The organism is Micromonospora sp. A200, from assembly GCF_029893845.1.
Taxonomy (GTDB): Bacteria; Actinomycetota; Actinomycetes; order Mycobacteriales; family Micromonosporaceae; genus Micromonospora; species Micromonospora purpureochromogenes.
In genome coordinates this window covers 150,975-170,213 of sequence record NZ_JARXXY010000011.1, presented here as the reverse complement: position 1 = coordinate 170,213, position 19,239 = coordinate 150,975, and the positions used below count along the sequence as shown (strand labels likewise).

Annotated in this window: 17 protein-coding genes; 12 read left to right on the top strand and 5 right to left on the bottom strand. The window is 73.9% G+C overall.

Annotated elements, in window-relative coordinates:
* The gene (locus M2302_RS13555; protein WP_280838248.1) at positions 1–1,809 is read right to left on the bottom strand and encodes an AMP-dependent synthetase/ligase; all 1,809 of its coding nucleotides are present in this window, start codon (positions 1,807–1,809) and stop codon (positions 1–3) included.
* Positions 1,810–2,016: 207 nt separating this feature from the next.
* Between M2302_RS13555 and M2302_RS13550 the strand changes: the two genes are divergently transcribed.
* The 6 genes from M2302_RS13550 (at position 2,017) to M2302_RS13525 (ending at position 7,291) form a co-directional block, all read left to right on the top strand.
* Complete coding sequence (locus M2302_RS13550) at positions 2,017–2,472, top strand: SRPBCC family protein (protein ID WP_088961061.1); 456 nt, start codon at positions 2,017–2,019, stop codon at positions 2,470–2,472.
* A 31-nt stretch (positions 2,473–2,503) separates the two neighbouring features.
* Positions 2,504–3,172, top strand: coding sequence for a hypothetical protein (locus M2302_RS13545; RefSeq protein WP_280838247.1), 669 nt, complete (start codon positions 2,504–2,506; stop codon positions 3,170–3,172).
* A gap of 73 nt (positions 3,173–3,245) precedes the next feature.
* Positions 3,246–4,193: an ROK family glucokinase gene (locus M2302_RS13540; RefSeq protein ID WP_280838246.1), complete on the top strand. Its 948-nt coding sequence runs from the start codon at positions 3,246–3,248 to the stop codon at positions 4,191–4,193.
* Between the two features lie 26 nt (positions 4,194–4,219).
* Positions 4,220–4,906 carry an endonuclease/exonuclease/phosphatase family protein gene (locus tag M2302_RS13535; RefSeq protein WP_280838268.1) on the top strand — a complete coding sequence of 229 codons (687 nt, stop codon included), beginning with the start codon at positions 4,220–4,222 and terminating at the stop codon, positions 4,904–4,906.
* A gap of 107 nt (positions 4,907–5,013) precedes the next feature.
* On the top strand, positions 5,014–6,420 hold the full coding sequence (locus tag M2302_RS13530; protein WP_280838245.1) for an NAD(P)-binding domain-containing protein: 1,407 nt from the start codon (positions 5,014–5,016) through the stop codon (positions 6,418–6,420).
* Between the two features lie 55 nt (positions 6,421–6,475).
* The gene (locus M2302_RS13525) at positions 6,476–7,291 is read left to right on the top strand and encodes an alpha/beta fold hydrolase (protein ID WP_280838244.1); all 816 of its coding nucleotides are present in this window, start codon (positions 6,476–6,478) and stop codon (positions 7,289–7,291) included.
* A gap of 6 nt (positions 7,292–7,297) precedes the next feature.
* Here M2302_RS13525 and M2302_RS13520 read toward each other — a convergent pair whose 3' ends face one another.
* Together M2302_RS13520 and M2302_RS13515 are read right to left on the bottom strand one after the other, a co-directional pair.
* On the bottom strand, positions 7,298–8,722 hold the full coding sequence (locus tag M2302_RS13520) for a trehalose-6-phosphate synthase (protein WP_280838243.1): 1,425 nt from the start codon (positions 8,720–8,722) through the stop codon (positions 7,298–7,300).
* Positions 8,723–8,903: 181 nt separating this feature from the next.
* Positions 8,904–9,752: a DUF308 domain-containing protein gene (locus tag M2302_RS13515; protein WP_280838242.1), complete on the bottom strand. Its 849-nt coding sequence runs from the start codon at positions 9,750–9,752 to the stop codon at positions 8,904–8,906.
* A gap of 248 nt (positions 9,753–10,000) precedes the next feature.
* Between M2302_RS13515 and M2302_RS13510 the strand changes: the two genes are divergently transcribed.
* The gene (locus M2302_RS13510; protein WP_280838241.1) at positions 10,001–10,711 is read left to right on the top strand and encodes a lysophospholipid acyltransferase family protein; all 711 of its coding nucleotides are present in this window, start codon (positions 10,001–10,003) and stop codon (positions 10,709–10,711) included.
* 293 nt (positions 10,712–11,004) lie between these two features.
* On the opposite strand, the gene M2302_RS13505 is transcribed toward M2302_RS13510, so the two are convergent.
* On the bottom strand, positions 11,005–14,589 hold the full coding sequence (locus tag M2302_RS13505; protein WP_280838240.1) for an adenylate/guanylate cyclase domain-containing protein: 3,585 nt from the start codon (positions 14,587–14,589) through the stop codon (positions 11,005–11,007).
* 167 nt (positions 14,590–14,756) lie between these two features.
* Here M2302_RS13505 and M2302_RS13500 point away from each other — a divergent pair, with 167 nt between their 5' ends.
* On the top strand, positions 14,757–14,972 hold the full coding sequence (locus tag M2302_RS13500) for a hypothetical protein (RefSeq protein WP_154943926.1): 216 nt from the start codon (positions 14,757–14,759) through the stop codon (positions 14,970–14,972).
* Positions 14,973–15,029: 57 nt separating this feature from the next.
* Here M2302_RS13500 and M2302_RS13495 read toward each other — a convergent pair whose 3' ends face one another.
* The gene (locus tag M2302_RS13495; RefSeq protein ID WP_088961072.1) at positions 15,030–15,722 is read right to left on the bottom strand and encodes a Crp/Fnr family transcriptional regulator; all 693 of its coding nucleotides are present in this window, start codon (positions 15,720–15,722) and stop codon (positions 15,030–15,032) included.
* A 283-nt stretch (positions 15,723–16,005) separates the two neighbouring features.
* Between M2302_RS13495 and M2302_RS13490 the strand changes: the two genes are divergently transcribed.
* The 4 genes from M2302_RS13490 to proC all read left to right on the top strand — a co-directional run bounded on the left by M2302_RS13490 (position 16,006) and on the right by proC (position 19,173).
* Positions 16,006–16,503 (top strand): polyadenylate-specific 3'-exoribonuclease AS, encoded by a 498-nt coding sequence (locus M2302_RS13490; RefSeq protein ID WP_280838239.1) that lies wholly within the window; start codon positions 16,006–16,008, stop codon positions 16,501–16,503.
* Positions 16,504–16,570: 67 nt separating this feature from the next.
* Positions 16,571–17,074, top strand: coding sequence for a pyridoxamine 5'-phosphate oxidase family protein (locus M2302_RS13485; protein ID WP_280838238.1), 504 nt, complete (start codon positions 16,571–16,573; stop codon positions 17,072–17,074).
* Positions 17,075–17,253: 179 nt separating this feature from the next.
* The gene (locus M2302_RS13480; protein ID WP_280838267.1) at positions 17,254–18,282 is read left to right on the top strand and encodes a 6-phosphofructokinase; all 1,029 of its coding nucleotides are present in this window, start codon (positions 17,254–17,256) and stop codon (positions 18,280–18,282) included.
* Positions 18,283–18,354: 72 nt separating this feature from the next.
* Entirely contained in the window at positions 18,355–19,173 is an 819-nt protein-coding gene (gene proC, locus M2302_RS13475) for a pyrroline-5-carboxylate reductase (RefSeq protein WP_210779623.1), read from the top strand.
* Positions 19,174–19,239: the final 66 nt, after the last annotated feature.

Genomic DNA, 19,239 nt, shown 5'->3' with positions numbered 1-19,239 from the left:
TCAGCTCCGGTAGATCTCGGCGATCTCGGCCGCGTACGTCTTGTGCACGACCTGCCGCTTGACCTTGAGCGACGGGGTCAGTTCGCCGGTGGCCTCGGTGAAGTCCCGGGGCAGGATCCGGAAGACCTTGATCGCCTCGGCCTTGGAAACCGCCTGGTTGGCCACGTCGACCGCGCCCTGGATCTCGACCAGCAGCTCCTCGTGGTCGAGCAGCTCCTCGACCGGCGTGTCCTCCGGCAGGCCGTGCGAGGCCAGCCACTTCGGCAGGGCCTCCTCGTCGACGGTGACCAGCGCGGCGATGAACGGCTGCCGGTCGCCGACCACCAGGCACTGGCTGACCAGCGGGTGCGCCCGCACCCGGTCCTCCAGCACGGCCGGGGCGACGTTCTTGCCGCCGGCCGTCACGATGATCTCCTTCTTGCGGCCGGTGATGCTGACGAACCCGTCGCTGTCGATGTGGCCCAGGTCGCCGGTGCGGAACCAGCCGTCGGCGGTGATCGCCTCGGCGGTCGCCGCCTCGTTGCGCCAGTAGCCCTGGAAGATCAGGTCGCCGGAGATCAGGATCTCGCCGTCGTCGTCGATCCGGATGGTGACTCCGGGCAGCGGCCGGCCGACCGTGCCGACCCGGGTGGCGCTGGGCAGGTTCGCGGCGGCGGCGGGGGAGGTCTCGGTCAGGCCGTAGCCCTCGCAGATGGTCACCCCGATGCCGCGGAAGAAGTGCCCGAGCCGGGCGCCGAGCGGGGCGCCACCGGAGATCGCGTCCCGGCAGCGGCCGCCGAGCGCGGCGCGCAGCTTGCGGTAGACCAGCTTGTCGAAGAGCGCGTGCTGGGCGCGCAGGGTCAGGCCCGGACCGCCGGGGGTCTCCAGCGCCTCGCTGTATGCGATGGCCACCCGCTCGGCCCGGTCGAAGATCTTGCCCTTGCCGTCCGCCTCGGCCTTCTGCCGGGCGCCGTTGTAGACCTTCTCGAAGACCCGGGGCACGGAGAGCACGAAGGTCGGCTTGAACTCCTGGAGCTCGGCGACCAGGCTCTTGGTGTCGGGGCAGTACGCCATGGTGGCCCGGGCCTGCACCACGCCGATCTGGATCAGCCGGGCGAAGGCGTGCGCCAGCGGGAGGAAGAGCAGGGTCGACGCGCCGGGCCGGAACAGGTTCGGCAGCACCGGCACCGCGTTGGCGATGTCGGCGTACATGTTGCGGTGGGTCAGCACGCAGCCCTTGGGCCGGCCGGTGGTGCCGCTGGTGTAGATGATCGTGGCGACGTCGGCGGAGCGGACCGCCCTGCGGCGCCGCTCGATCTCCGCCGGTTCGACCGACGCGCCGGCCGCGACGATCTCGTCCACCCCGCCCAGCTCGATCTGCCAGACCTGGCGCAGCTCGGGCAGCCGGTCGCGGACGCCGGCGACCAGGGTGGCGTGCGCGTTGGACTCCACCACGACGGCGACCGCGCCGGAGTCGGCGAGGATCCAGGCGGCCTGCTCGGCGCTGGAGGTCTCGTAGATGGGCACGGTGACCGCGCCGGCCGCCCAGATGGCGTAGTCGAGCAGGGTCCACTCGTAGCGGGTGCGGCTCATCAGCGCTACCCGGTCGCCCGGGTTGATGCCGGCGCCGACCAGGCCGCGGGCCACGGCGACGACCTCGTCGCGGAACTGCCGGCAGGTCACGTCCACCTGGGCGGCACCCTCGGCGCGGGCGGCGGGCCGGACGAACTGGACCGCGTCCGGCGCGGCCTCGGCGTTGTCCCAGACCGGATCGGTCAGGTTGGCCGAGTCGCCGATGGTGACGATCGGCGGGACGGAGAACTCGCGCACCTGCACTCCCTCGTGCTCGCACTGGCCGGGCCGGCCGCCGTGGCGGGTCGGCTTTGTCGAAACCTACCCGCACGCCCGGCTGGGTGAGGTAGGGAGGTTGCCCGCCCGACTGGTGGGACGCCGCCGTGCGAGGCCGTCGGCGCCGCCGCGCCGGGCGTGGCCGGGGCAAGCGCCGCGTGCCGGGGTCGCTCCGGGTAGCCTCCCCCCATGGCGGACTCCTCCACCCAGTCGATCATCATCGGCGCGTCACCGGACCGGGTGGCGGCGGTCATCTGCGACTTCGCGAGCTACCCCGAGTGGACCGAGGCGGTGCGCCGGGCCGAGGTGGTCGAGGAGTACGAGGACGGCTACGCCAGCCAGGTCCACTTCACCATCGACGCCGGCGTGATGGCCGACGAGTACGTGCTGGCGTACGAGTACGCCGAGGATCTGTCCCGGATCGAGTGGCACCTGGTGGCGCCGTCGAAGATGCAGAAGTCCCAGCGCGGGTCGTACGACATCGTCGGCAATCCGGACGGGACGTCGACGGTCACCTACACCCTCGAGGTCGAGCTGTCGGTCGGCATGCTCGGCATGTTTCGCCGCAAGGCCGAGAAAATGATCATGGATACGGCGTTGAAGCAGCTCAAGCGCCGGGTAGAAGCAACCGGTGCGGCACAGTGACGCAGCCGGCGGCACGGTAGAGGAGCCGACGATGGCGGGTACGCAACCGGGCTCCGCCCGGGAGGAGGCCGAGCGGCTCGTCGCCACGCTGCTCGCCACGGCACGGCTGGCCAACGCCGGCTCCGGCGGCGGTCCGTGGGGTCCGCTCGGTGGGATCCTCTCCGGTGTCCTCGGTCACAGTGGCGGCGCGTCCGGCCCGGCCGGGGGCGCCGGCGGCACCGGGAGATTCGCCACCGGATCGCCGGAATGCTGCGTCTGCCCGGTCTGCCGGGGTATCGCGGCGCTACGCGATCCGAGTCCGGAATTCGCCGAGCGGCTCGCCACCGGCGCCGGTGATCTGGCCGCCGGGATCGCCAGTCTGATGCGCGCGTTCGCTCCCGCCGACAGCGGGGAAGCCCCGGACAGGGCGGCCGGAGCGGCCGGCGCGCCCGGACCCGCCGCCGGGTCGGACGCCGCCGCCGACCACGTGTGGCGCGAGGCGACCCGTACCGGGCATGATTCTCCGTCGGCGCCGGAGCGGGACGTCTGGTCCGCCGCCACGCGGGCGGAGGACGTGGTCGTGCCGGCCGCCGCCGCGCCCGTCGACGACGCCGGGCCGGTCGCGCCGGCGCAGGTCCGGTCGACGGCCGACCGTCCGGTGGTGCCCGCCTCGCGAGCGCCGGCCGGCGCGGGCGGGGACGCACCGGGCGACGAGGCCTGAACACGGGACATCCGACATCGCATTCGGCCGGTCCGGCCGATGTCGGGCAGCACAGCAGAGGGGAGTGGCAGCGGTGACGCTGACCATCGGAGTCGACGTCGGTGGCACGAAGGTGGCCGGCGGTGTCGTGGACGACACCGGCAAGGTTCTCGTGCAGGCCCGACGGGACACCCCCGCGGACGACGTCGGCAAGACCCGCGACGTCATCATCGAGCTGGTCACCGAACTGGCGACCGGCCACGACATCGGCGCGGTCGGCATCGGCGCGGCCGGCTGGATCGACGCCTCCCGCTCCACCGTGCTCTTCGCCCCCAACCTGGCCTGGCGGGACGAACCGCTGCGCGAGTACGTCAGCACCGCCACCGGCCTGCCGGTGATCGTGGAGAACGACGGCAACGTGGCCGCCTGGGCCGAGTTCCGCTACGGCGCGGCCCGCGACGCCGACGACTCGATGGTCATGTTCACCATCGGCACCGGGGTCGGCGGCGGCATCGTGCTCGGCGGCGAGCTGCTGCGCGGCGCCAACGGCATCGCGGCCGAGCTGGGCCACATGCTGACCGTTCCGGACGGCCACCAGTGCGGCTGCGGCCGGCTCGGCTGCATCGAGCAGTACGCCAGCGGCAGCGCCCTGGTCCGCTTCGCCCGGGCCGCCGCGCGGCAGGAGCCGCAGCGCGCCACCGCCCTGCTGGAGCTGGCCGGTGGCGACGCCGAGGCGGTCACCGGCCCGATGGTCACCGCCGCCGCGAAGGCCGGCGACCCGGTCTCCGCCGAGGCGTTCGCCCAGGTCGGCCGCTGGCTCGGCACCAGCCTCGCCGACATGGCCCAGATCCTCGACCCGCAGGTGCTGGTGGTCGGCGGCGGCGTCGTCGAGGCCGGTGACCTGCTGCTCGGCCCGACCCGGCGCTCGTTCACCGACGCGCTGGCCCAGCGCAGCCGGCTGCCGGTGGCCGAGGTGCGCCCCGCCGAGCTGGGCAACACCGCCGGCGTCATCGGCGCCGCCGACCTCGCCCGCCGGCTGTGACCGTCGCGCCGGCCCCCGCCGGCGCGGTGCGGCTGCGGGTGGTGTCGTACAACATCCACAGCCAGCGTGACGACACGGCCGCGCTGGCGGCGGTGGTCCGCGCGGCGGCCCCCGACGTGGTGATCGTGCAGGAGGCCCCGCGCCGGTTCCGCTGGCGGCAGCGCTGCGCGACCCTCGCCGAGTCCTTCGGCCTGGTGGTGGCCGCCGGTGGCCTGCCGTCGCTGGGCAACCTGCTGCTCACCAGCCTCCGGGTGCGGGTGCTGGCCACCCGCTGCCAGCGGTTCCCGCTCACCCCCGGGCGGCACCTGCGCGGCGCGGCGTACGCCGAGTGCGCGGTCGGCGGCGCGCGGTTCCTGCTGGCCGGCTCGCACCTGTCCACCGACCCGGCCGAGCGGCCCGGCCAGGCCGCGCTGCTCAAGCGCGAGCTGGCCGGCGCCGACCTGCCGGTGGTGCTGGGCGTGGACCTCAACGAGGGCCCGGACGGGGAGGCCTGGCGCACCGTCGGCAAGGGACTGACCGACGCGGCGGTGGCCGCTGACGCCGCTGACCGGCACACCTACTCCTGCGCCGACCCGCGCCGGCGCATCGACGCGCTCTTCGTCGATCCGCGGGTCACCGTGGTCGGCTACGACGTGGTCGACACCCCGCTCACCCGGCGGGCCAGCGACCACTTCCCGGTCCTGGTCGACCTGCTCCTGCCGGCCACCGCCTGAGCCCGGCGTCGGTCCGCGCCCGGAGTGCCGGGCTGGACAACCGGCTCCGGGTACGGGGAGGATGCCCGTCGAACCGGCGTTCGTGCCGCACATAAGGAGATTCCCCGGTGCCCCCCTCCACCGAGCACGGCCGGCCCGATCCGGAGACCACGCTCACCCCGAGCCGGGACGGCCGCCCGGTCTCCGACCGGGGCGACACGGTCTGCGTCATCGGCGCCGGCGCCAGCGGCCTGACCGCCGTGAAGAACCTGAAAGAGCACGGCTTCGGCGTCGACTGCTACGAGCGGGAGACAGGCGTCGGCGGCGCGTGGAACTGGCGGCACGACCGCAGCCCGGTGTACGCCAGCACCCACCTGATCTCGTCGCGGCCGTTCACCCAGTTCCCCGACTTCCCGATGCCGGACTCCTGGCCGGACTACCCGCACCACAGTCAGTTGCTGTCCTACTTCGAGCGCTACGCCGACCACTTCGACCTGCGCCAGCACATCTGGTTCGGCACCGAGGTCGTCCGGGTCGAGCCGGTGGCCGGCGACCGCTGGGACGTCACCACCCGCAGCACCGGCGGGTACGGCCCGGAGCGCACCTCCCGCTACGCCGCGGTGGTGGTCGCCAACGGCCACAACTGGTCGCCGAAGCTGCCCCGCTACGAGGGGCTGGAGGAGTTCCGGGGCGAGGTCATGCACGCCTCGTCCTACAAGGACCCCGCGCAGCTGCGCGGCAAGCGGGTGCTGGTGGTCGGCGCGGGCAACACCGGCTGCGACATCGCGGTCGAGGCGGCCCAGCAGGCGTCGCGCTGCTGGCACTCCACCCGCCGCGGCTACTGGTACGCCCCGAAGTACGTCCTCGGCCGCCCGGCCGACCAGGTCAACGACGGCCTGCTCGCGCTGCGCGTGCCGCTGCGGGTCCGGCAATGGCTCTACCACTGGACGCTGCGGCTGACCGTCGGCGACCTGACCCGGTTCGGCCTGCCGAAGCCCGACCATCGGGTCTACGAGACCCACCCGATCGCCAACAGCCAGCTGGTCTACTACGTCGGCCACGGCGAGATCACCCCGGTGCCGGAGCTGGCCCGGTTCCACGCCGGCGGGGTCACCCTCACCGACGGGCGGGAGATCGACCCGGAACTGGTCGTCTTCGCCACCGGCTACCTGCCCCGCTTCGAGTTCCTCGACCCGAAGGTGCTCGGCGACGACGACGCGGCGGGCCGCCCCCGGCTCTGGCTCAACGCCCTCGTCCCCGGGTACCCGACGCTCGCGGTGGCCGGCCTGGTGCAGCCGGACTCGGGCATCTTCACCCTGTCGCACTGGCAGACCGTGCTCTTCGCCCGGCTGCTCCAGGCCCGGCTGGGCCGCCCGGAGCGGGCCGCCGCGTTCGCCGCCAAGGTGGAGGCCGGCGCCGGGGAGCGGTACTCCGGCAAGGTCAAGGACAGCAGCCGGCACTGGTTCGAGGTGGGCCACGCCGACTACCTGCGCGCTGTCCAGCGCGCCCTGCACGAGCTGGAGGGTGACCGGTGAGCGCGAGGAACGCAGCGCAGCGGAGTCCCGCAGTCGCGAACGAAAGGCAGGCCCGGTGAGCGAGCGGCTGCGGATCATGCGGGGCCGGGAGTGGGCCCGCCCGGTCCGCCCGGCCCGGCGGGAGGTGCTGGGCGCGGTCCCGGAGCTGGAGGAGGGGCGGCCGCCGCTGCTCTTCGTCCCCGGCTTCGGGCACGGGGCCTGGGCGTTCGCCGAGCACTGGCTGGAGCACACCGCGTCGCGCGGCTTCGCGGCGTACGCGCTGAGCCTGCGCGGGCACGGCGGCAGCGAGCCGGCCCCGGACGCGACGCTGCGGGCGTACACCCATGACGTGGTCCAGGTGGCGGCGGGCCTGCCGCGCCAGGCGGTGCTGGTGGGGCACGGCGCCGGGGCGCTCGTGGTGACCCACGCGCTGGCCCGCTACCCGGCCCGGGCCGCGGTGCTGGTCGCGCCGGTGCTGGGCGGTTGGTCGACGGCCGGCGTGGCGCTGCGCCGCAACCCGGTCGGCACGCTGCCCGCGCTGTTCGGCGGCGGCCTGCGGCTGCACCGCCGGCAGCTGTTCAGCGGGGAGCTGCCCGAGGCGGACGCCCGCCGGCACGTGGCGCGGCTCGGCCGGGCCGGGCGGCGCGCGCAGTGGCAGCTGCTGGCCGGCCGGGAGGCCGAGCCGGCGGTGGGTCGCCCGCCGGTGCTGGTGCTGGGCAGCCCGGACGACCGGGTGGTGCCGCCGGCCGCGCTGACCCGGGCCGCCCGCCGGTACGGCTCAGCTCCGCTGCTCTTCCCCGGCATGGGGCACGACCTGATGCTCGACGCCCGTTGGCGGGAGCCGATCGACGCGATCCTCGACTGGCTGGTCAAGGACCCGCAGCGGGTGTGACCGGGGTCAGCCGGTGCTGCCCAGCCGGGTGACCAGCGAGCCGGTCTGGTCCAGGGCGCTGAGGTAGGAGCGGGCCCAGGCGTGGATGTCGTGGTGGTGCAGGTGCGTCCGCATCGCCCGCATCCGGTTGCCGACGTCGTCCGGGGCGGCCCGCAGCGCGGTGAGCAGCATCTGCTTCAGGCCCTCCAGGTCGTGCGGGTTGACCAGGTACGCCTGCTCCAGTTCGGCCGCCGCGCCGGCGAACTCGCTGAGCAGCAGCGCGCCGGTGTCGTCGACCCGGGCGGCGACGTACTCCTTCGCGACCAGGTTCATCCCGTCCCGCAGCGGGGTCACCGCCATCACGTCGGCGACCCGGTAGAGGGCGGCCAGCTCGGCGCTATCGAAGGGCTGGTTGAGGTAGTGGATGGCCGGCTCGCCGACCCGGCCGAACTCGCCGTTGATCCGGCCGACCTCGCGCTCCACCCGGTCCCGCAGGATCTGGTACTGGCCGACCCGCTCCCGGCTGGGCACCGCCACCTGGACCAGCACCGTGTCCCGGACCTTGACGTCACCGCTGGCCAGCAGCTCGCTGTAGGCCTTGAGCCGCTGCTCGATGCCCTTGGTGTAGTCCATCCGGTCGACGCTGAGGATCACCTGCTGCGGGTCGCCGAGGTCGTGCCGCAGCCGGCGGGCCCGGGCGGTCACGTCGGGACGGCCGGCGAGCGCGGCCATCTCGGCCGTGTCGATCGAGACCGGGTACGCCCCGACCCGCACCACCCGGTCGTCGACGCCGATCCGCCGGTCGGTGGCCGGCAGGCCGAGCACCTTCGCCACCAGCTGGGCGAAGTTGTGCGCGGCCTGGGCCCGCTGGAAGCCGATCAGGTCGGCGCCGAGCATGCCGCGCAGCAGCTCGGCCCGCCGGGGCAGCTGCATGAACAGCTCCGGCGGCGGGAACGGCACGTGCAGGAAGAAGCCGATCCGCAGGTCCGGCCGGAGCGCCCGGAGCAGGCCGGGAACCAGTTGCAGGTGGTAGTCCTGCACCCAGACCAGGCCGCCCGGCTCGGCCACCGCCGCGGTCGCCTCGGCGAACCGCCGGTTGACCCGCTGGTACGCCTCCCACCAGCGGCGGTGGTACACCGGCTGCTCCACGGCGTCGTGGTAGAGCGGCCAGAGAGTGGCGTTGGCGAAGCCCTCGTAGTGGTCGCGCAGGTCCTCGGCGGTGAGCGCGACGGAGTGCATATGGACCCCGTCGATGTCGGGCAGGCGGGGCGCGGTACCGGTGCCGCCGGCCCAGCCGACCCAGGTGGCCGGGGTGTGTCGCAGCAGCGGGTGCAGCGCGCTGACCAGCCCACCGGGGCTGCGGCGCCACTCGCAGGCGCCGTCGGGCGCCACGCTGTCGTCGATGGGGAGCCGATTGGCCACAACCACGAGGGAACTGGAATTCTGTCGCATCTCGGGCATTCCGATCCGCAGCGGGCCGACCACCGCGAGGGAGGAACAACCGGGCAGCCGGAGGGGAATTGACGGACAGCGGTATTCCTACTGACCGTAAGTTACACCACTGTTACCTCGGCGGTGGGGGCGTGGGCGTCCCGGAATACGGGCGAAGCGTGCTGATCGGACGGGGTCAGCGTCAGACGACCGCGCCGTCGTCCGGATCCTCGTCGTCCTCGTCGCCGGGGCGCAGCCGCCAGATCAGCGTGACGAAGCCGGCGAGGATGCCGGTGAACCCGAAGAGGGTCACCACGGAGGCGTCCACCGGCAGCAGCGCCGGGTTGAGGAAGAGTACGAAGCCGAGCACGATCGCCAGCACGCCCACCACCGCGTACTTCGACACCCGGGGCAGCGGTGGGGGCGGGGGCGGGGTGTAGCCCTCGTCCTCCTCGTCGGGCAGGTCGGCGCCGAAGGTGTCCAGACCGTCCAGCAGCGAGGGCTCCTCGGCCCGCGGCCGGCCCACCGAGACGCCGGAGATGTCCGCCGCGTACGGCAGCCGCCGCACGTCGGTGGCGGTCGGGCCGGTGGCCTCCTCGGCGCGGGTCGCCGGCGCGCCGGCCGGGCCGGTCGGGTCGGTCGGGTCGGTCGGGTCGCCGTCGACGTCCTCGGCGGCGGGCCAGGGGTGGCTGCCGGCGGCCGGGGCGGTGTGGAACGCGGCGACGATCCGGTCCCACTCGGCGTCGACGTCCGGCTCGCCGCGCGGCGGCTCCGGGGTCGACTCGTCGGCCAGCTGGGTGAGGTAGTCCCGGGCGGTGGTCAGGTGCGAGCGGTCCACGTAGAGCCGGTCGATCGGGCGGGCCGGGACGGTGGTGGTGCGGGTGATCGGATTGAGGTCGGCCGACGGCTGGAGGTAGGCCGCGATCCCGCCGGCGGCGAGCACGTCGAGCAGATGCTCGCCGACGCGCGGATCGACGTCGCCCGCGACGGCGTACTCGCTCGCGTCGAGCCCGTTGTCCCGCCGCCCCCGGCGGGCCCCACCCGCTGACACCGGACATCCTCCTCGGCGCACCTCACGGTGCAGGTTGTGTCGGCGCCCCGTACGCCGTGCCCTGAATCGTGACACGTCCGGACCCGGTTCCGGGAGTGCGTTGTGGCGTGCCGCTCCCGGTTCGTAGGCTCATGGCCGACGATCCCGCCCGCCGACGGCCATTCCCGGCGCGGTCGCCGGGTACGCCCGGCGGCCCACCGGCCCGTTTCTCCGGTGGTGTCGCCCGCCCCTGCTCCGGAAGGACACCGTTGCTGTACTGGCTGATGAAGTACATCATCCTCGGCCCGCTGCTCAGGCTGATCTTCCGTCCCCGGGTGGAGGGGCTGCACCACGTGCCGGAGACCGGTCCGGTGATCCTCGCCAGCAATCACCTGTCGTTCTCGGATTCGATCTTCACCCCGCTGATCGTGCCGCGAAAAGTCACTTTCGTGGCCAAGGCGGAATACTTCACCGGTAAGGGCATCAAAGGCTGGCTCACCAAGGCGTTCTTCGCCGGCACCGGCTGCATCCCGGTCGACCGCTCCGGCGGCCGCGCCGCCCAGGCGGCCCTGGACACCCAGCTCAGCGTGCTGCGGGCCGGCGGCGTCGCCGGGATCTACCCGGAGGGGACCCGGTCGCCCGACGGGCGGCTCTACCGGGGCAAGACCGGGGTGGCCCGGCTCGCGCTGGAGAGCGGCGCCCCGGTGGTCCCGGTGGCGATGCTCAACCTCGACGAGATCCAGCCGCCCGGCAAGCTGATCCCCAAGATCGCCCGGGTCCGGATCCGGTTCGGCCCGCCGCTGGACTTCTCCCGCTACGCCGGCCTGGCCGGCGACCGCTTCGTCGAGCGCGCGGTGACCGACGAGATCATGTACGACCTGATGGAGCTCTCCGGTCGCGAGTACATCGACATGTACGCCGCCAAGCTGAAGAACCAACCCCCCGCCGAGCCGGTCACCCGCCAACCGATCGCCGCCTGACCGACCCGGGCCGCCCGCACCACCGCCCCACCACCCGGCGTTCACCGACCCCGGCTCGCGGCGGGCTGACCAACTCCGTTTGCGGCGAGTCGCGGTCACCGCTCGGCCGGACACCGCGACTCGCCGCAAACCGCGTCGATCACGGCCCGGCGGGGCGGCTGGACCGGCTGGACACCGCGACTCGCCGCATCTCGTGCCGACCAAGGCCCGGCGGGGCGGGGTGGGAACGGCGCGGCGGGGCGTGGTGGGAGCCGGCGAGTGGCGTCGCCGGGCGGGCCGGCGGTGGCCGGGGGTCAGGAGGCCAGGGCGGGGCCGGTCTGCGGGACCGGGCCGCGGGCCAGGTCCAGCAGGCCCGGGGCGTCGTTGCGCAGGGCGAAGGTGCGTACCTCGGCCAGCGGCGCCCCGGCCGCCGGGTCGCCGGCCAGGGTCAGCTCCGCCGCCGCCAGCGCCAGGGCCAGCACCCGGTCGGTGACGTCCGGGATCCGGGCGTAGATCTCCGCCCCGGCCAGGTGCAGCTCGCCGGCGCGCCGGTGGTCGCCGTCCGCCGCGGCCAGCGCCCCGGTCACGGTGCGCAGCGCCGCCTCCGACCATGGGGTGCGGTGGGCCAACTGGTCCAGCATCGCCCGGACCCGTACGGCGGCGTCCCGGCCGGCCAGCGTCGCCGCGTACGCCGCCGCCGCGATCCACTCGCCGCTGGCCAGCGCCGGCACGGCCGTCCACGCGTCGGCCAGCTCCTCCACCAGCGCGGCCGCCTCGTCGAGTCGCCCCTGCAACGCCCGGCAGAGCGCGGCCATCCCGAGCATCGTCCAGTAGGGCCGGTGGAACCCGCTGCGGCGCGCCGTCTCCAGCGCCGCCGCCACGTCGTCGCGGTGCCGTTCGGCCCCCACTGCGGCCGGCCCGTCCCCGGCGGCCGGCAGCGGGCGCGGCACCGGCGGCACCGGCAGGCCCCGCAGCACCAGCAGGCACGAGCGCAGGCCGCGCACCTGCATGTCCCAGCCGCCGGTGGGGGTGTCCACGAACGCGTCGGCGGCGGCCAGCAGCCGGCCGAAGTCCCCGTCGAAGTACGCCCGCATCGCCTCGCCGGAGTAGCTGGTGGCGAGGGTCTGCCCGCTGCCCCGGGCGGCCGGCGCGGTGGACAGCAGCGCGTCGGAGCGCAACCAGTCGCCCTCCTCGCGCAGCGCGAAGGCGAGGTTCTGCAGCGCCCGGGGCAGGGCGAGCAGCTGCTGGGTCCGGCTCAACTCGACCAGCGCGTGCAGCTCGTCCAGGCCGGCCCGGTCGCCGGCCTGGTAGCGGGCGGTGGCCGCGGTGATCCGGGCGTTGGTGCGGATCTCCGCCAGGCCCAGGCGCTCGCCGATCCCGGCCGCCGTCTCGGCGGCGGCCACCGCCGCGTCCCGCTCGTAGTTGAGCATGTGCAGCCGGCCCAGCTCGGCCTGCGCGTCCGCCTTCTGGGCGCTGTCCGGCAGCGGCCCGAAGAGCGCGACCGCCCGGTCCAGACAGGCCACCGCGGCGCTGCGGTCGGCGCGCAGCCAGGCGGCCTGGCCGAGCAGCGTCCACGCCCGGGCCGCGCAGGCGTCATCGTCGTGCGCGAGCAGCCGGTCGGCCAGCGCGTGCAGCTGCTCCGGGCCGCCGCCGGAGAGGAAGGCGTTGCCGTCGCGGTAGAACGAGATCTCGGTGCTCAGCAGCTCCAGTTGCAGCCGGTCGACCGGGTCGCTGTCGTCGGCCAGGCCGAGGGCGCGGCCCGCGTGGCTGGCCGCGGCGTCCAGCCCGTGCAGGGCGTACGCGCGGCGGGCCGCCCGGTGCAGCGCGGCCCGCGCGGGGCCGGCGTACCGCTGGATCGGCATGCCCAGCGTGCGGGCGATCTCGTGGGCCGCCCAGCGGTGGTGCGCCAGGACCTCGGCCAGGTCGGTGTCCCGGCTCTGCGACAGCGCGTCCAGCCAGCCGGCCGTCCGCTCGTGCCGGGCCACCCGCTCGGTACGCGGCAGCCGCTGGTAGCAGACGTCGCGCACCAGCACGTGCCGGAACCGGAACTCCGCCTGCCCGGCCATCGTGGACGCCGCCTGCTCGTGGATGAAGTCGCGCTGCTCCAGCCGGCGCAGGCACCGCTCCACCGACTCGACCGGCTGGCCCAGCGCGGCGGCCACCGCGCCCGGCCAGAACTGCACGCCGACCACCGAGGCGGCCAGCAGCACCGCGCGGTCCTTGGCGTCGAGCAGGTCGACGCGGTTGGCGATGACCGCGTGCACGCTCTCCGGCATCGGCAGGTCGAGGTGCTTCTCCAGCGACCAGCCCCGCCCGGACTGGCGCAGCGCGCCCTGTTCGATCAGCATCCGCACGTACTCGTGGGCGTAGAGCGGGTTGCCGCCGGCCACCTCGATCAGCGGGCTGAGCATGTCGGCGGAGAAGGCCGCCTGGCCGAACATGTGCGCGTAGAGCGAGGCGATGCCGGTGTCGCGCAGCGGCGGGAGGGCGATCGTCACCGAGCCGGTGATGGTGCCCGCCCAGCTCGGATCCCGGTCCACCAGCTCCGGGCGGGCGGTGCAGAGCAGCAGCAGCGGCACGTCCCGGGCGCCGGCGCCGAGCAGTTCGACGAAGCGCAGCATCGCGTCGTCGGCCCAGTGCAGGTCCTCGAAGACCAGCACGGTGGGGCGGCGGGCGGCCAGCGCCAGCAGGAAGCGACGCCAGGCCGACTCGGTCTCCTCGGCGGGCAGTGTGACGCCGGCGAGCCCGACCAGCGGGCGCAGCGCGTCGACCAGCCGGTCCCGCTCGCCGGGGCCGACCAGCTCGGCCACCGCCGCGCTCAACCGGCGGGACGCGGTGGGGGCCGGGTCGGTGTCCAGGATGCCGGCCTCGGTCTTGACGATGTCGGCCAGCGCGGCGAACGTGACGTTCTCGCCGAACGGCGGGCACCGCCCGGTACGCCAGCTCACCGGCTCGTCGACCAGCCGCCCGGAGTGCCGGTACAGCTCCCGGATCAGCCGACTCTTGCCGATGCCGGCCCGGCCGAAGAGCGTCACCACCTGGGGGCGGCGGTCTCGTAGCGACCGGTGCAGGGCGTTGACCAGCAGGCCCAGCTCGTGTTCGCGGTCGATCAGCGGGGTGGTGTCGGGTTCCCGGTCGGTCGGCTGCCGGCGTACCGGGGACAGGGCCAGCCAGACCTCGGTCGGCGAGGAACGCCCGCGCAGGGTGACCGGCGGCTGCTCGGCGTACCGGATGGCGTCCTTGGTCAGCGCGTGGGTGGTGCCGCAGACCAGCACGCCGCCGGGCGGCGACACCGACTGCATCCGGGAGGCGGTGTTGACCACGTCGCCGGCGACGATGGCCTGCCCGCCGTCGCGGGCGGCGGCCACGTCGACCAGCGCCTCGCCGGTCGCCACGCCCACCCGGAAGCGCAGCTCGTCGGCGCCGGTGGGGGCGAACCGGGTGAGCACCCGTTGCAGCTCCAGCCCGGCCCGGACGCAGCGCAGCGCGTCGGTCTCGGTGGCCACCGGGGCGCCGAACAGCGCCATCACCGCGTCGCCGATGTACTTCTCGACCACGCCGCCGTACTGCCCGACGACCCGCTTGGCGGCGGAGAAGAAGCCGGTCTGCATGCCGCGGACCTGCTCGGGGTCGGCCCGTTCGACGTACGGCGTGAAGTCGATCAGGTCGACGAAGAGCACGCTGACCCGGCGGCGGTCCTCCTGCGGGGTCGCTACGGGCCGGCCGGAGCCGGCGCGGGGCGCGCCGCACGAGGTGCAGAACACCGCGTCGGTGGCGAGCGGCCGCAGGCAGTGCGGGCAGAGCGCACCCAGCTCCGTCCCACAGCCACCGCAGAAGCGGTCGCCGTCGGCGGCGGTACGTCCACAACGGTCACACTGCGCGGAGATGACGTCCTCCACTGGGTGGGTCGGTCTGCCTGCCGGTCGTCGCCCGGTGTCCACCGTGAGTATCGCCGTTGCCGGCGTTGTCGGGTACCGGGCTGTTGGCTTGTGGACACTCCTCCGGCCGGTTGGGAGAGCTACATTCAGGCGGCCGAAAATCCCATCAATGATCAAGGGGAGAGATCATGGTGTATGTGAAGCTCGAGAGCGACTGGACCGACGGTGACGGCGTCGCCCACTCCGCGGGGGAGTCGGTCGACGTCGACGCCGCCACGCTGGCCGTGCTGCAGGCCGAGGGGATCGTCAGCGAGCAGTCCGGTGGCGGCAAGGACGGCACCGACTGGGCCGGGCCGACCGGCACCACGACCAGCTGGGCGGGGCCGACCAGCACCACCCCGTGAGCCGGGGGCAGTGAGCCGACGCGGCCGGCGCAGGCAGCGCCCGGCCGCGTCGCGCGGTCAGCGGTCGTTCATCCCGGCCCGGCGGCGCAGCGCGGACACGTCGGTGACGACGATCCGGCGACCCTCGGTCCGCAGCCAGCCTCGGCTGGCGAAGGAGCCGATCGCCTGGTTGACGCTCTGCCGGGAGCCGCCGGCCATCTCGGCGAGCTGGCTCTGGTTGAGCTCGATGGTGATCATCGGGGCCTGGCTCTCGCCGGCCAGCCGGACCAGGGTCTTGGCCACCCGGCCGGGCAGGTCCAGGAAGACGTGGTCGGCGTTCTGCTCGGTCAGCCGGCGGATCAGGCCACCCAGCGAGCGCATCACCGCGTCCAGGATGCGCGGGTTGGAGTGCACCAGCTCCATGAAGGCGGGCCGGGACAGGGCCAGCGCGGCGCTGTCCTCGATCGCCTCGGCGGACGCCGAGCGGGTGGAGGCGTCCAGCAGCGAGACCTCGCCGAGCACGTCCGGCGGCCGGATCACCGACAGCACCGCCCGTTCGCCGGTCGGCGCGGTGCGGAACACCGCCACCGCCCCCCGGCGCAGCACGATCAGCGACTCGCCCGGGTCGTTCTCCACGAAGAGCAGTTGGCCCTTGCGGTACGTGCGCGGCACCGCCGCGGCGATCACCCGCTGCCGCACCTCCGGCTCCAGCCCGGCGAACATCTCCACGCCCGTGAGGGCGTCACCCGGCTCCGGCAGGCGCATCTCCACGGCCCAACCCCTCCCCGGTCAAGGACCACAACTCGCTCACCGGGTGAACCTGACGGCCCCTGAAGAGGTGAACTGACACCAATTCGGCGTCCGGTAGCGGTACACATCAGATCATGACGGTCCAGTCGCTTGCTGTACACCCCTCAAATCGTCTGCGTGACGCCGCCGGTCGGGGTCGGTGTGCCGGCTGAGGTGCGGTTTCGCCCTGGTGGCAAGGGTGGGGAGCCGGTCGGGAACGGACCCGGGCGGCGGACGCCGCCGGGCGTACGCGAGGATTGACGCGATGGTCTACCGCTATTTCTACGACTGCGAATTCATCGAGGACGGCCTCGTCGTCGACCTCGTGTCGATCGGTGTCGTCGACGAGTACGGCCGCGAGTTCTACGCGGTCTCCACCCAGTTCGACGACTCCCGCGCCGTGCCCTGGGTGCGCCGCAACGTGCTCGACAAGCTGCCGTCCCCGGCCGACCGCGCCTGGCGCTCGCGCGAGCGCATCCGCGACGACCTCTACGACTTCCTGCTGGAGCCGATCCGCGACCGCCCGGGCGAGCAGCTCGAACTCTGGGCCTGGTACGCGGCGTACGACCACGTGGTGCTGGCGCAGCTCTGGGGGGCGATGCCGGCGCTGCCCCGGGAGATCCCCCGGTTCACCAAGGAGCTGCGCCAGCTCTGGGACGACCGGGGTCGGCCGAAGCTGCCCGACGCCGACGCCGACCGGCACGACGCCCTGGTCGACGCCCGGCACAACCTGGCGCGGTGGCGGGCGATGACGGGCCGGTGAGGCCAGGCGGGTTTGACCCGTTCTGTCCTGGGCACCGGTTCGACGAGCCGATGCGAGGGAGTTCACGATGAGTAGTGACCCGACCAGCGCCGCCGACGCCCGCCGCCGGGTGACCGAGCTGATCCGGCAGGCTCGGATCTGCATGCTGACCACCATCGGCGTGGACGGGCGGATGGTGAGCCGGCCGATGGGGTTGCAGGAGGCGGAGTTCGACGGCGACCTGTGGTTCTTCGCCTACGCGGACTCGCCGAAGGTGCGCCAGATCCGGGTCAACCCGGAGGTGAACGTCGCCTTCTCCGACCAGCGGCACGACGCCTGGGTGTCGGTCTCCGGCACCGCCCAGGAGAGCTACGACCGGGCGAAGGCCGAGCAGTTGTGGAACCCGTTGCTGAAGACCTGGTTCCCGGACGGCCTCGACACCCCCGGCCTGACGCTGATCAAGGTGCACGCCAACTCCGCCGAGTACTGGGACTCGCCGGGCGGCGCGGTGGTCAACCTGCTCGGGTTCGCCCGGGCGGCGGTGACCGGCAGGCCGCCGAAGGCGGGCGAGAACCGCGAGGTCAGCTACTGACCGGTAGCCCGGTTCGGCGGGTGGGACGGGCCGGGGCGCGCTGTCGGCGGACACCCGCGCCGACTACAGTGCGCACTGACGGCCCGCCCCGGGCCGGCAATGGCGCCGATGGTCTGATCTGACACATATCCTGGGGCTTATCCGGGCTTCACCTGATGCTCCAGGAGGATGAGCAGATCATGCGTATCGGCGTGCTCACCGGCGGCGGCGACTGCCCAGGTCTCAACGCGGTCATTCGGGCGGTGGTCCGCAAGGGCGTCGCCACCTACGGTCACGAGTTCGTGGGCTTCCAGGACGGCTGGAAGGGCCCGCTGGAGGGCCGGTCCAGGCCGCTGGGCATCGCGGAGGTCCGCGGCATCCTGCCGCGCGGCGGCACCATCCTCGGCTCGTCCCGGACCAACCCGTTCAAGATCGAAAACGGGGTGGAGCGGATCAAGGAGAACCTCGCCGCGCAGGGCGTCGACGCCCTGATCGCGATCGGCGGCGAGGACACCCTCGGCGTGGCCACCAAGCTGCACGAGCTGGGCGTCAACGTGATCGGCGTGCCGAAGACCATCGACAACGATCTCGGCGCCACCGACTACACCTTCGGCTTCGACACCGCGGTCAACATCGCGATGGAGGCCATCGACCGGCTGCACACCACCGCCGAGAGCCACCACCGCACCCTGGTGGTCGAGGTGATGGGCCGGCACGCCGGCTGGATCGCCCTGCACGCCGGCCTCGCCGGCGGCGCCAACGTGATCCTGCTGCCGGAGCGGCAGTTCGACGTCGACCAGGTCGCCGGGTACGTCGAGAAGCGCTTCCAGCACCAGTACGCCCCGATCGTGGTGGTCGCCGAGGGCGCCCAGCCGCTGGACGGCCAGATGGTGCTGCACAACCAGGAGCTCGACTCGTTCGGCCACGTCCGCCTCGGCGGCATCGGCCAGTGGCTCGCCGAGCAGCTGGAGGCGAAGACCGGCAAGGAGGCCCGCACCGTCGTGCTCGGCCACATCCAGCGCGGCGGCACCCCGACCGCCTTCGACCGGGTGCTCGCCACCCGGCTCGGTCTGCACGCGATCGACGCGGCGCACGAGGGCGACTGGGGCAAGATGGTCGCGATGCAGAGCACCGACATCGTCCGGGTGCCGCTGGCCGACGCCACGGCTGAGCTGAAGACCGTGCCGCTGGAGCGGTACGCCGAGGCCGAGGTCTTCTTCGGCAGCTGATCGACCGGTGCCGGCGGCGCGGCGGATCACCCGCCGCGCCGCCGGCACCGCGACGGAAGGGGTACCACAGCGATGGCACCGGGCAGGCACACGGTCGCCGTGATCGGCGCCGGCAAGATCGGCGAGCTGATGCTCTCCGGGCTGCTGCGCTCCGGCTGGCCGGTGGAGCGGCTGCTGGCCACCGCCCGACGGCCGGCGCGCGCCGAGGAGCTGACCGCCCGGTACGGCGTACGGGTGGTCGACAACCTCACCGCGGTCGAGGAGGCGGCGGTGCTGGCGATCTCGGTCAAGCCGCAGGACGCGGCGACCCTGCTGGACGAGATCGGCCCCAAGGTTCCGCCGGACAAGCTGGTCATCTCGCTCTGCGCCGGCCTGCCCACCGGCTTCTTCGCCCGCCGGCTGCCCGACGGGACCCCGGTGGTCCGGGTGATGACCAACACGCCAGCCCTGGTCGACCAGGCGATGACCGCCATCTCGGCCGGTGCGCACGCCACCGGCGCGCACCTGGAGCTGGCCGAGGAGATGTTCACCCCGCTCGGCGCCACCATCCGGGTGCCCGAGTCCCAGCAGGACGCGGTCACCGCGCTCTCCGGCTCCGGTCCCGCGTACTTCTACCTGCTGGTCGAGGCCATGATCGACGCGGGCATCCTGCTCGGCCTGCCCCGGCAGGTGGCGCACGAGCTGATCGTGCAGACCGCGATCGGCTCGGCGGTGATGCTGCGCGACTCCGGGGAGCACCCGGTGAAGCTGCGCGAGGCGGTCACCTCACCGGCCGGCACCACCATCTCCGCCATCCGTGAGCTGGAGAACCACGGCGTCCGCGCGGCCATGCTGGCGGCGCTGGAGGCGGCCCGCGACCGGGCCCGCGAGCTGGCCGCCCAGGCCGACTGAGCCCCGCCGGTGGGCCGGCCGGGGCACACCCGTCCGGGGTGGTCCGGGTGCGGGCTGGGCCGCTCG

Excerpts from the sequence above, each read along its gene's own strand:
- M2302_RS13550 (WP_088961061.1), top strand. The coding sequence starts at position 2,017 with ATGGCGGACTCCTCCACCCAGTCGATCATCATCGGCGCGTCACCGGAC.
- M2302_RS13545 (WP_280838247.1), top strand. The coding sequence starts at position 2,504 with ATGGCGGGTACGCAACCGGGCTCCGCCCGGGAGGAGGCCGAGCGGCTC.
- M2302_RS13520 (WP_280838243.1), bottom strand. The coding sequence starts at position 8,722 with ATGCGACAGAATTCCAGTTCCCTCGTGGTTGTGGCCAATCGGCTCCCC.
- M2302_RS13500 (WP_154943926.1), top strand. The coding sequence starts at position 14,757 with ATGGTGTATGTGAAGCTCGAGAGCGACTGGACCGACGGTGACGGCGTC.
- M2302_RS13490 (WP_280838239.1), top strand. The coding sequence starts at position 16,006 with ATGGTCTACCGCTATTTCTACGACTGCGAATTCATCGAGGACGGCCTC.
- M2302_RS13485 (WP_280838238.1), top strand. The coding sequence starts at position 16,571 with ATGAGTAGTGACCCGACCAGCGCCGCCGACGCCCGCCGCCGGGTGACC.
- M2302_RS13480 (WP_280838267.1), top strand. The coding sequence starts at position 17,254 with ATGCGTATCGGCGTGCTCACCGGCGGCGGCGACTGCCCAGGTCTCAAC.
- proC (WP_210779623.1), top strand. The coding sequence starts at position 18,355 with ATGGCACCGGGCAGGCACACGGTCGCCGTGATCGGCGCCGGCAAGATC.